Origin of the sequence: Polaromonas aquatica, assembly GCF_050626995.1 — a bacterium.
Classification (GTDB): Bacteria; Pseudomonadota; Gammaproteobacteria; order Burkholderiales; family Burkholderiaceae_C; genus Polaromonas; species Polaromonas aquatica_A.
This window is the reverse complement of record NZ_CP192467.1, coordinates 2,362,741-2,374,617: the sequence shown is the minus strand read 5'-3', so window position 1 is coordinate 2,374,617 and position 11,877 is coordinate 2,362,741. Positions and strand designations below refer to the sequence as shown.

The window sequence follows — 11,877 nt, the reverse complement described above, 5'->3', positions numbered from 1 at the left end:
TTCCCAAAAAAATGGGAAGTTCATGCCGATGCTCCATGGAAGATGAAGCCACGCCCAGGCACCGAGTCCAGCAAGGACCGGGTGTAGGCGTGGGCTGGTTTGGAAAATACCTGGTGCGCCGGGCCTTCTTCGACGATGGCCCCCTGGTGCATGACGATGATGCGGTCGCAGATCTGGTTGGCAACGCGCAGGTCGTGAGTGATGAACAGCAGGCCGATGCGCAGGCGTTGCTGGATGTCATGGAGCAGTTCGAGAATCTGCGCCTGGACAGACACGTCCAGCGCTGAGACAGCTTCATCGGCAATGAGCAGTTGCGGGTTGCAGGCCAGCGCTCGGGCGATGCAGATGCGCTGGCGTTGTCCGCCCGAGAACTCGTGCGGATAGCGGTGCAGCGCATCCGGGCGCAAGCGCACCAGGGTCATCAGTTCCTCGGCGCGCGCCCAAGCCAGTTCGTGGCGCTGGCCGGCGTTCACGGCGCCTTCGATGATCGACTCGCCCACGGTCTGGCGGGGGTTGAGCGAACGGTAGGGGTCCTGGAACACCACCTGCACCTGCTGGCGAAACGCCTTGAGCCGGCGCCCGCTGGCCTTCTCAATGGACTCGCCCTGCGACAGCACAATGCCGCCACTGGGGTCGATCAGCCGTGCGATGCAACGCGCCAGGGTGGACTTGCCCGACCCGGATTCGCCCACGACGCCCACGGTCTCGCCCGGGCGCACCCTCAGCGACACGTCGCGCACGGCGTGCACGTCCTTGCGGCCGCCGAAGAGGCTGCGCGAGCTGTAGTTCTTGGCCAGGCCCCGGGCTTCGATCAGCGGGGCGGCCTCGGCCACCGGCGCGCGCTGCACCGGCATCAGCCCCGGCACGGCCGACAGCAGCATGCGCGTGTAAGGCTCGCGTGGTGCCTGCAGCACCTGCAGCTTGGGTCCCTGCTCCACCATCTCGCCCAGGCGCATCACCACCACGTGATCGGCAATTTCGGCCACCACGCCGAAGTCATGCGTGATGAAGAGCACCGCGGTGCCGTTCTCGGTCTGCAGCTCCTTGATGAGCCTGAGGATCTCGGCCTGCGTTGTCACATCCAGTGCCGTGGTGGGTTCATCGCAGATCAGCAGCGCCGGCTTGAGAATCAATGCCATGGCGATCATCACGCGCTGGCGCTGCCCGCCCGAGAGCTGGTGCGGGTAGGCGCCGAAGATGCGCGGCGGCTCCGGCAGGCGCGTGCGGCCGAACACCTGCAGAATGCGCGCGCGCCGTTCGGCGGGCGACAGCGCGGTGTGCACGACCAGCATCTCGTCGAGCTGCTGGCCGCAGGTCATGACCGGATTGAGCGCGGTCATGGGCTCCTGGAAGATCATGGCCATGCGCTCGCCGCGCACGCGGCGCAGCCGCTCCACGGGCATGGCCAGCACGTCTTCGTCCAGCAGGCGCACGCTGCCCCGGACGGGCGACACCGAGGACGGCAACAGCCGCATCACGGTTTGCGCGATGACCGATTTGCCCGAGCCCGACTCGCCCAGCAGGCAGGTGGTCTGGCCGGCAAACACCTCGAAGGAAATCCGCTCGACGGCGTTCGGCCGGTCCGCGTTAGGGGGAAGTTGCACCGTGAGGTCGTCGACCGTCAACACGGCCTGGGTGGCGGATGGTGAATGGCTCATGGTCTTGCTCAGCGGCGGCGCAGTTTGGGGTCGAGCGTGTCGCGCAGGCCGTCACCCAGGATGTTCACCGCCAGCACAGTCAGCGCCAGGAAGGCGCCCGGGAACAACACGTTCTCGGGGTGTTCGTTGAAGTTCACGCGCCCCTCGGACATGATGTTTCCCCAGGTCGGAATCTCGGGCGACAGCCCGATGCCCAGGAAGGACAGGATGGCCTCGACCAGCATGGCCGCCCCACAGACGTAGGTGGCGTGCACGATCAACGGCGCCACGGCGTTGGGCAGGATGTGGCGCCAAAGAATCTTCCAGGTGGGCGTGTTCAGCGCGACCGCCGCTTCCACATAAGGCTCCTCGCGCACCGAGAGCACGATGGACCGCAGCAGCCGCGCCACGCGCGGAACCTCGGGGATGGCGATGGCCACCACGATGGTCACCAAACTGGCGCGCCACATCGACACCAGGGCAATGGCGAGCAGGATGTTGGGGATGGCCATGAAGCCATCCATCAGGCGCATCAACACGCCATCCAGACGACGGAAGTAGCCGGCAACGAGCCCGATGAGGCCGCCGCCCAGCATCGCGAGGACGGCCACTGCCACGCCCACCAGCAGCGACACCCGCGCGCCGTAGGCCACGCGGCTCCAGGTGTCGCGCCCGAAGCCGTCGGCCCCCAGCAGGAACAAGTGATCGGCGGCTTCCCCGCCCAGGACGGTGAAGGGCGCGCGAGTGCCGGGCCCGATGTTGATGCTGCCCGGGTCGATGGCCGAAGGGTCCACCGTGCCCAGCCAGGGTGCGGCCAGCGCCACGAAGGTCAGCAGGGCCAGTGCGCAGGCACCTAGGCGCACGGCACCGTTCGAACGGACCAGGCGCCAGGTGGAAGGCCGCTGGCGGGGAACAACGACTTCTTCCGTGGCGTCGGCAGGCGGGTCGAGATCGGTGATCATGGTCGTTCGGGGAGTTCAGTAGCGGATGCGTGGATCCAGCAGCACATAGCTCAGGTCGATCAGCAGGTTGATGAGGACATAGACCACCGAGAACAGCAGGATCACGCCCTGGATCACCGGGAAGTCGCGCGAAAGCATGGCGTCCACGGTGAGCTGGCCCAGGCCGGGAATGGCGAACACCGTTTCGGTCACCACAACGCCGCCAATCAGAAGTGCAATGCCGATGCCTATGACCGTGACGATGGGAACGGCGGCGTTGGCCAGCGCGTGGCGCATCAGCACCGCGCGTTCGGCCAGGCCCTTGGCGCGAGCGGTGCGGATGTGGTCTTCCGTCAGGGCTTCCGACACGGCCGCGCGCGTGACCCGTGCGATCAGGGCGGTGTAGACCAGCGACAGCGTCACGGCGGGCAGAATCAAGTGCGAGATCCAGGCGCCGGCGCCCGAAGACAGGCGCGCATAGCCCTGCACCGGCAGCCATCCGAGCTTGAGTGCAAACAGCCAGATCAACACGTAGCCGATCACGAACACGGGAACCGAGAATCCCATCACCGAAAAGCCCATCAGCATGCGGTCGAGCCATCCGCCGTGGCGTGCCGCCGCCAGCACGCCCAACGGAACGGCGATCAGTACGGCGAGCACAATGGTGAGCGCAGCGAGCGACAGCGTGGGTTCCAGACGCTGCATGATCAGCGTGCCCACCTTGGTCTTGAAGTAGTAAGACTCGCCGAGGTCACCACGCAACAGCTCGCCGACCCAGATCAGAAACTGTGAGGGCAAGGAGCCTTCCAGTCCCAGGCTTTGGCGCACGCGGGCGAGGTCGGCCTCGGTGCCCATGTCTCCCACGATGAGCGCCGCGGGATCGCCGGGTGTCAGCCGCAGGATCAGGAACACGAAGACAGCGACGAAGATCAGGACCGGCAATGTCGAAAACAGCCGGCGTGCGATGAACGTGTACATGGCATCAGGATCGGCGAACCGTCAAGGCTTGCTGATGTTCCAGTAGACATTGGCCGCTCCGACGAGCACACCATTGACCACGCCTTTGCGGAACGCCACCGGCCGCAACAGCTCGCCCATGGGGGCAAAGGCGCCGATTTCATATGCGCGCACCTGGATCTCTTCGGCCAGTTTCAAGCGAAGCGCAGGGGAGCCGGCGCGGGAGAAATCGGTGCGCAGCTGCTCCAGGCGTTCGTCGCTAGCCCAGCCGAACCAGCCTGCCTCGCCATTGGCCGAGAGCGGCGCATAGTTGATCGGGTTTAGTGCGTCTTCCGTCCCCCAGTAGGTCACGAAAGCATTCCAGCCACCTTGTTCGGCCGGCTCCTTCTTGGCACGGCGCGCCACCACGGAACCCCAGTCCATGGACTTCATGTCGACGGTGAAGCCGCCCTGGCGCAGCAACTGTGCCACCACCGGCGGCAGCTTGGCCAGCGAGGTGTTGTCAGTGGCGTGGAGCAACACCACGGGTTGCCCTTTGTAGCCCGCCGCCTTTAACAGCTCCCGGGCCTTGGCGTACTGGGATTTTTCGGTGAAGCCTAGACTCTTCTTGGAGGCCAGCGGTGAACCGCAGGGATAGACCGACATACAGATCTTATAGAGCTCGGGGATGCCCACCTGTGTGCGCAGCAGCGCGTCCTGGTCCATGGAGAACATGGCGGCCTGACGCACCCGAACGTCGTTGAAGGGCGGCACCAGATGGTTGAACCGCAGCAGGTACTGCCCTCCAGCGGCGGCGACGGTGGTGACACGGTTGTTTGCCTTCAAGGCGTTGTAGTGCTCGAAAGGCACGGACTCGAGCATGTCGACTTCGCCATTGACCAGCGCGTTGACCTGGGTCTGCGCGTCCTTGAGCACCACCCATTCGACGCGATCGACTTTCACGCTCTTGGCGCCGGTGGTGCCCGAGGGCGCCTCCGGGCGAGGTACGTATTTGGCGTTCTTCAGGTAGACCGCACGCTCGCCCGGGCGAAACTCGTCGGCCTTGAAGACATAGGGCCCCGAGCCGACGCTCTCGGTGATCTGCTTGTCCGCCGGCGTGTCGGCGACGCGCTTGGGCATGATGAAAGGCACCAGCGAAGAGGGCTTGCCAAGCGATTCGAGCACTGCGCCATAAGGCTCTCTGAACACCAGGCGGAAGCTGCCGGCAGACATCACCTCCGCCTTGTCCATGGATGCGTACATGCGCTGGCCCATCGGATCGCGCTTGGCCCAGCGCGCCAGCGACGCAAGCACATCCTCCGCCGTCACCGGCTGGCCGTCGTGGAATGCCAGGCCGGATCGAAGCTTGAACGTCCAGGTCTTGCCGTCACTGCTGACGGTGTGCGAATCGACCATCTGCGGCTTGATGTGGCCCGCGGCATCGGTGCCGAAGAGTGTGTCGTAAATCATGTAACCGTGGTTGCGAGTGACCACGGCGGTGGTCCAGATCGGGTCCAGCACCTTCAGATCGGATGAAGGCACCAGCCGGAACGTGCTGCCGGCGCCCTGCGCCTGGGCGGGCGCGGCCGCCAGAGTCAGGGCGAGTACAGCACCCAAGGTGGAGGTGAGCATGAAGCGACGCTTGGATTGCATGTGAACTCCTTGATAACACCGGAACGGGGCATGAACGGCTGTCTGGCGGGCGGCATTTGCGGCCCCCTGCAGTTGAACCCGTGCAGGCGGTCCGGCGGACCCACACAGCCTCAAGCAGGTAATATGCCACACTGGACAATTTTATTATTGATCACAGGACAATTAAATTGTTATCCCCGGACGCAAAGAACCTTCAGGGGAATAACCCTAATGGGTAAGCTGCCGCGCAGCCTCCCTGCGCCGCCTGCAAACGGTGCGGAAAACGCCCCCATAAGATGCGCAGAGCGTCCCGTTGGGGCGCTAGATACAAAGAACGAGCGTGTACCATCGGCTCGACAAACTCAACGCCCCACCCCTGCCGCCATGCCATCCCCAGCCGCACCCAAGCCTGCCCGCAAGACTGCGGGCAGGCCGACCGACAGCACGATCACGCGCGAACTCATCGTCGACGTGGCACTCAATCAGATCGACCGCGTGGGCATTCACGCTTTCAGCCTACGTGACGTGGCCCGTTCACTGGATGTCTACCCAACCACCATCTACTGGCATGTGGCGTCAAAGGAAGCGTTGCTGGCGGAAGTGTCGAATCTGGTGATGACTGGCGTGGTGCCGCCGCGAGGTGAAGGCGACTGGCGTACCTGGATGCGCAAGCTGTTCAGCAGATACCGCAAGTCGGTGCGCAAGCACCCCAACGTGGCGCAACTGATCGGCGCACAGCTTGCCTCGAACGGGGCCTTGAGCATCGATCTGATTGAAGGTGTGATTGACGCGCTGCTGGAGGCGGGCGCCACTGAAGCCAATCTGCGTGAAGCCTATAACTCTGTCATATCCTCGATGATGGGCTTCATGACGATGGAGCTGGCGCCCCTGCCTACCGACGACCCTGAGGGCTGGGCCAAAGCGCTGGAAGGCCGCGTACGCTCCATCGACCCGTTGGCTCACCCGACGCTGACGCGTTACTTGCCGCTGTTGGCCAACCGTGCCTTCATCTTGCGTTGGCAGAACGGAACCGAGATACCGCTCAACAGCAGTTTCGACGCTCAGGTGGAAATCTTTCTTGCAGGGCTGGAAGCGTTTCTGGGGGGAAAAACACCCTCTGGCAGATCGAAGGTGCGGCCGGCACGGCGCTCTGAGTCTTAAAACGTGTGTCGCAGACCCAAGTCATAGCCGTTGGACGTCATCGCCGGGATCAACGAGCGCCCACGCCGGGTAATTAGCGCCTATCTGATTCAGGACAAGAACGATCAGCCGCTGATCCAGTTCGCCTTGCACTCACGTCTTGCAGCGCAATTGATAGACAACTGAGAGGAGCGCATCGACTGAGCCATAAAAGGCGGCGTCGGTCGATTTTGCGGCCCGCTCTGCTTGATGTCGAAGATGTCACAGTACCTACATGGTGTACCAAACCAGGGCATAGCGACGTTCCAGAATTGAAAAAGCCCCTGAATCCGTTAGGAATCAAGGGCTTGCGCATCTGGTGGCCTGGGGCGGAATCGAACCACCGACACAAGGATTTTCAATCCTCTGCTCTACCGACTGAGCTACCGGGCCTGAGCCTTAGATTATATATCACCCGAAAGAGGTGCCTGGCCGCCACGGGCCTCCGGGATTAAACGCCGCGTTTGCCGCGGGTCAGATCCACGCCGAGTTGCTTTAATTTCCGGTAGAGATGGGTGCGCTCAAGGCCGGTTTTTTCGGCCACACGGGTCATGGAGCCGCCTTCCTTGGCCAGATGGAATTCGAAGTAGGCTTTTTCAAATTCATCACGCGCGTCGCGCAGCGGTTTTTCCAGCAAGAAACTTTGTGTGGCCTGGGGCCCCAGGTCGATAGGCGGGGGCAGCGTGCCGCCGGTCATCACCGCTTCGACCGTGAGGTCGGCCGCATGCACTGCGGTGTTGTTGCTCGGAGCCACGGGTTTGCGCGGGGTTGTCTTGGTCAGGCCCTGCTCAACAGCCTTGAGAAGCTTTTGCAGCGTGATGGGTTTTTCAAGAAACGCCATGGCGCCAATCTTGGTGGCTTCCACTGCGGTGTCGATGGTGGCATGACCGCTCATCATGATGACGGGCATGGTAAGCAAGCCGCTGGAGGACCACTCCTTGAGCAGCGTCACGCCGTCGGTGTCGGGCATCCAGATGTCCAGCAGCACCAGGTCGGGCCTGGAGCGTGCGCGGGCGGCACGGGCCTGCGCCGCATTTTCGGCGAGCTCGATCTGATGCCCTTCGTCATTAAGGATTTCTGAGAGAAGGTCGCGTATGCCCAGCTCGTCGTCGACCACCAGAATGTTTGCCATGATTGAATTGCTGCCTGCCTGTTATTGCGATGCCGTGCCGATATCGAAGTGTTACTGAATGTGTTGTTAAGCCACAACTGCAAATGATAACGACACTTGTGCCCCTTGCACCAAACCGTCTGTTACGCGGTTTGAAATATCGATGCGCGCACCGTGTTCATCCGCGATTTTCTTGACTACCGCGAGCCCTAGCCCGGTGCCTTTGACCTTGGTAGTGACATAGGGTTCGAAGGCGCGTTTAAGGATGTGTTCAGGGAAGCCGGTTCCGTTGTCGCGGACGGTTAACCGTACCCGTTTGGAGGTTTCGGAGTATTCGGTTTTGAGAGTGACACGCCCGCCCTCCTTGCCTTCCTGGGCATCCTGCGCGTTCTGCAACAGGTTGTGGATGATCTGGCGCAGTTGTTGATCGTCCCCCTGGATTTTCGGAGCCTTGGGATCCAGTTCGGTGACCACAGGCACCGCGGCACTGCCACTGCGCAGTTCGCTGTGGCCGTCACTGAGGTAGAGCTGCATCACATCATTGATCAGGGCATTGAGATCTACAGGCTTGAGTTCGGCGGCCGGCAAACGGGCGTAGTCACGGAACTCATTGACAAGGCGCTTCATCGCATCGACCTGGTCTACGATGGTTTTGACGGATTTGGTGAGCAGCAACTGCTCGGGCTCGCCAACCTTGCCGGTGAGTTTCATCTCCAGGCGTTCAGCCGACAACTGGATAGGCGTGAGCGGATTCTTGATTTCATGGGCCAGGCGGCGCGCCACTTCACCCCAAGCCTGTGCACGCTGTGCCGACACCATCTCGGACACATCGTCAAACACCAGCAGAAACTCTTCAGTGCCGGGCATCTTGGCGCCACGAGCGATCAGCGTGATGGCATTGTCAGGCGCACCAGGCACGGCCGCGTTGAGCTCAAAAGATTGCTGCCAGTGCTCAAGCTCATGGGGCGCACCATCGCTGAGGTAGTCGGCGAACTGGGCAAGGACATCCTTGGCAAACCCGCCCAAGCCAGGGACTTCACCAAGCGATTTCCCATGGTGGGCCGCCAGCGGTGCACGCAGGATGCGCGTCGCACCGGGGTTGCTGGACTGGATATGGCCGTGCACATCCAGCACGATGACGCCGGCGGTGAGATTGTCCAGAATGGTCTGCAGATTAGCGCGCGCAGCGTCAACCTGACTCATGCTTTGCTGCACGGCGGACCGGGCGTCGGACAGCTGCTGTGTCATGTCGGCAAAGGATCGCGTGAGCCCGCCCAGTTCGTCCTTGCCCTGCAGTGCGGCTTTGGGGGTCAGGTCACCCTGCGCCACCTGGCGCACGCCTTCTGCCAGGACCAGCAGCGGCTTGGCGAGCTGGTTGCCCAGCACGACCGCCAACAGCACCGCACCGAAAACCGCGAGGAAAAGGCTGAGCGTGAGTGTGCCTATGTACATTTTGCGCAGGCCGCTGCGCGCCAGCGCGCGCTCCTGGTATTCGCGGTTTGCCTCCTGGACGGCGACGGCGTTGGCCACCAAGCCTTCAGGCAACAGTTGGGTCACCTGCAAAAACCGGGCATCTCCCAATACATTCACATTGGGGTTGTTCACCACGGCGATGGCCTTGATGCGCGCAAGCGCCCCGGGCGCAATCCCGGCCGCCCCACCCGTAGCCAGCTCGCCATTGCCGGCGGACACCACTTCATCAAGCCCCTCAATCTGAGTGACGACGCGCTGCGTGCGTGCCGTGCGCAACTGCTGCACTGAAGGGCGTTCAGGTTTGAGCAGGAACCGTGAATCGCCCGCGCTGGCAATCACCTGGCCCGAAGGGCTCCAGAGTACTACGTCGTTGGCCTGAAGCTGGTCGCGCAGACGTTCCAGTGCCAGGCCGGCCATCGCATCCGGCGTTTCGGCAATCTGTGTTGCGGCCTGCCGCGTCTTGTTGCCGAGGTCGGCGGCCAGCGTGTCCAGCGTGGCACGCCCCAGATTCAGCCCGGCCGCCAGCGCGCTCTCGACCTCCACGTCAAACCAGCTTTCGATGGACCGCGACACGAACTGGTAGGAGACCACATAAATCATCAGCCCTGGCATGAGTCCAACGAGCGCAAAGATGGCGGCCAGCTTGACCAGCAGCCGGCTACCAAATCGACCGCGATACAGCCGCAGGGCAAGGCGCGCCACGATCCACCCGATAACCAGCAGCAGCAAGCCGGCAACCGCCACGTTGAGCACAAAAAGCAGTGCGTAATTGCGCTCATACAGCTCGCGGTTGCCGGTGGCCTGCGTCAGCAGGAACATCAGCACCAGGCCCAGCGCGGCAACGGCTCCCACGCCAACACCAACAGTCCAGCGAAAAGCCCTGCTGCTCTTGAGGGAACCACCGCTGACCGTCAGGTTCACTTGACGCCCTCGGCGCTCGCAGCCACAGGCGCTGCGGGCTCCAGTTTCAACCGTTCCCTGACCTGTGCGGAGATGTTCCAGTCCTTCTGCCCCGCCACCCCGATCTGAAAGGGCCGCGGCAGCTGTGTCAGGTCAAGCCTGAAATTGAAATCGAGCTTGTGGGCGGCATCGGGATCAACCTCGGCGGCATCCGCGATTTTCCAGCGCGCCACGCGCTGGATGGCAGAGATGGCTTCCGGAAGGGTTTCGTAATTCTGGTTCAGTGTGGCGCGCAGGCCCGCCGAGCTGGTAATCAGGCCGGAAGCGATGTTGACGCGCCAACGGCGGGTCAGCGGCTGGTAGGCCAGCCGGATGGTGCGGGCCGCGCTGACCACGCGCGGGTTTGTCCAATACCAGCGGTCCCTGTAAATATCGGCTTCAACCACAAAAAACATCGGAATGCCCTTGAGCAGGGCGTCTTCCACGACCGCCGGAAGGTCAAACCGGACAAGTGCGGACAGGTGAACACCGTCATCGCCCCGCTCAACGCGTAGCTGGGTGATTTCTGTGGCCAACGCCGGCCCGGCGGTACCCATCACCATACAGAAGCACAAGGCCAACAGGAACCGCACAGTGGCGCCCATCGCGCGCCCGCAGAGATCAGCGGCTGCGTTTTTCAAGAAGGGCGTAATAAAAACCGTCGTGTTCACGCATCAAATTGTCCGGGAAGACCGTCTTCCCCACGCCACTTTGGGGGAGCAAATGCCCCGGCGAGGGCTTTAATAGGGCGTCGGTGTGGTGCGTAAGAAACGTTTGTATCTGGTTGTCGCCTTCTGCGCGAAAAACCGAGCAGGTGCAGTAGAGCAGGCTGCCACCGGGTTTGAGCAGGGGCCAGAGTGTTTTTAGCAAATGCGCCTGGATGCCGGCCAGTTGAGCGATGTCGGTGGGCCGACGCAACCAGCGCACATCGGGGTGGCGCCGCACGATACCTGAGGCGGTGCACGGAGCATCCAGCAGGATGCCGTCATACAGCTGCCCATCCCACCAGTCGCCGGGACGGCCGGCATCCCCGACCCGGATATCAGCCTGCAGGCCCAGGCGCTGCAGATTCTGGGTCACCCTCTCGCAACGTCGGGCGTCGATGTCGAGTGCCGTCACGTCGCAGTCCATCAGTTCGAGCAGGTGGGCGGTTTTCCCGCCCGGGGCAGCGCACGCGTCAAGCAGTCTCAGCCTTTTATCGCCGTTGCTCTCAGCATTCATGCTCTCCAGCAGCAAAGGCGCAGCCAGCTGCGCAGCGGCATCCTGGACCGAAAAATGCCCTTCCGCAAAGCCCGGCAGTGAGCTCACCGCCTGCGCATGGGCAAGTATCACGCCATGCCTGCCAACCGGATCTGCTTCAATATTGATAGCTGCCAGCGCCCGTTGGTATTGGGCTTGGGTCGTTTTTTGTTCATTAACCCGCAAGATCAGCGGCGCCCGGGTGTTGTTGGCCTGCAGGATGGATTGCCAATCCCCCGGGTGATCCTTGCGCACGCGGTCTATCCACCACTGTGGATGGTTCCACACAGCCTGCGGACTTTTTTCGGTGCGGGCGATCAGTTCACCACGTTCACGCAGGAACCGGCGCAGGCAACCGTTGATAAAGCTGGCCTGGTGCTGCGTTGCGTCGCTGCGCTTGGCAGCCTCAACAGCCTGGTCCACCAGGGTATGGGCTGTGTAGGGCGCGTCCTGCTCCGTCCAGATCAATGCCAGCGCCACGCACAGCAAAGCATCGGCCTCCGCGGGAGGTGGACGGCGAGCCAGTTGCAGGCGCAGGGCTTCGGCACGCCCCAGCCAGCGCAGCGTGCGAAAGCCCAGTGACTGGACGCCAGGCCGCAATAAGGCGTCAACATCTTCCAGCGCGGCAGTCATGGACTGGCCGTTGCGCACGGCCATCAGCAGAGAAGCTGCCCCCTGAAGCTGGCGCCACAGGGGGACTTGGGTCGGGTTGTCTTGCATTTGGTCTGAGAACGCCACCCGGAACGGACGGCCACCCTCCATTAGACCAGTCGGCAGATCACGGTTCTTC

General features: G+C 62.8%; 10 protein-coding genes and 1 tRNA gene. 2 read left to right on the top strand and 9 right to left on the bottom strand.

The window, feature by feature from the left end; all coding sequences use genetic code 11:
• Window positions 1-20: 20 nt before the first annotated feature.
• Genes ACQ4MS_RS11385 through ACQ4MS_RS11370 form a run of 4 tightly spaced genes read right to left on the bottom strand, consistent with a single transcriptional unit; the run spans window position 21 to window position 5,167 of the window.
• A complete protein-coding gene (locus ACQ4MS_RS11385) occupies window positions 21-1,658 on the bottom strand; it encodes an ABC transporter ATP-binding protein (RefSeq protein ID WP_431094512.1) in 1,638 nt (545 codons plus the stop codon).
• An 8-nt stretch (window positions 1,659-1,666) separates the two neighbouring features.
• Window positions 1,667-2,599 (bottom strand): ABC transporter permease, encoded by a 933-nt coding sequence (locus ACQ4MS_RS11380; protein WP_431094510.1) that lies wholly within the window; start codon window positions 2,597-2,599, stop codon window positions 1,667-1,669.
• A 15-nt stretch (window positions 2,600-2,614) separates the two neighbouring features.
• Entirely contained in the window at window positions 2,615-3,556 is a 942-nt protein-coding gene (locus tag ACQ4MS_RS11375; protein WP_431094508.1) for an ABC transporter permease, read from the bottom strand.
• Between the two features lie 21 nt (window positions 3,557-3,577).
• A complete protein-coding gene (locus ACQ4MS_RS11370) occupies window positions 3,578-5,167 on the bottom strand; it encodes an ABC transporter substrate-binding protein (RefSeq protein ID WP_431094506.1) in 1,590 nt (529 codons plus the stop codon).
• Between the two features lie 363 nt (window positions 5,168-5,530).
• Between ACQ4MS_RS11370 and ACQ4MS_RS11365 the strand changes: the two genes are divergently transcribed.
• Both ACQ4MS_RS11365 and ACQ4MS_RS11360 read left to right on the top strand, forming a co-directional pair.
• The gene (locus ACQ4MS_RS11365) at window positions 5,531-6,307 is read left to right on the top strand and encodes a TetR/AcrR family transcriptional regulator (protein WP_431094504.1); all 777 of its coding nucleotides are present in this window, start codon (window positions 5,531-5,533) and stop codon (window positions 6,305-6,307) included.
• 30 nt (window positions 6,308-6,337) lie between these two features.
• Window positions 6,338-6,472 carry a hypothetical protein gene (locus tag ACQ4MS_RS11360; RefSeq protein ID WP_431094502.1) on the top strand — a complete coding sequence of 45 codons (135 nt, stop codon included), beginning with the start codon at window positions 6,338-6,340 and terminating at the stop codon, window positions 6,470-6,472.
• Window positions 6,473-6,642: 170 nt separating this feature from the next.
• Here the strand turns inward: ACQ4MS_RS11360 and ACQ4MS_RS11355 are convergent.
• The 5 genes from ACQ4MS_RS11355 to rsmB form a co-directional block, all read right to left on the bottom strand.
• Window positions 6,643-6,718 (bottom strand) — tRNA-Phe (locus ACQ4MS_RS11355).
• A 58-nt stretch (window positions 6,719-6,776) separates the two neighbouring features.
• Window positions 6,777-7,457: a response regulator gene (locus tag ACQ4MS_RS11350; RefSeq protein WP_431094500.1), complete on the bottom strand. Its 681-nt coding sequence runs from the start codon at window positions 7,455-7,457 to the stop codon at window positions 6,777-6,779.
• A 66-nt stretch (window positions 7,458-7,523) separates the two neighbouring features.
• Entirely contained in the window at window positions 7,524-9,830 is a 2,307-nt protein-coding gene (locus ACQ4MS_RS11345; RefSeq protein WP_431094498.1) for an ATP-binding protein, read from the bottom strand.
• The gene (locus ACQ4MS_RS11340; protein ID WP_431094496.1) at window positions 9,827-10,489 is read right to left on the bottom strand and encodes a DUF4390 domain-containing protein; all 663 of its coding nucleotides are present in this window, start codon (window positions 10,487-10,489) and stop codon (window positions 9,827-9,829) included. The genes ACQ4MS_RS11345 and ACQ4MS_RS11340 overlap by 4 nt, the downstream gene beginning before the upstream one ends.
• Window positions 10,470-11,807, bottom strand: coding sequence for a 16S rRNA (cytosine(967)-C(5))-methyltransferase RsmB (gene rsmB / locus ACQ4MS_RS11335; RefSeq protein WP_431094494.1), 1,338 nt, complete (start codon window positions 11,805-11,807; stop codon window positions 10,470-10,472). Before rsmB ends, ACQ4MS_RS11340 begins: the two co-directional genes overlap by 20 nt.
• Window positions 11,808-11,877 lie beyond the last annotated feature (70 nt).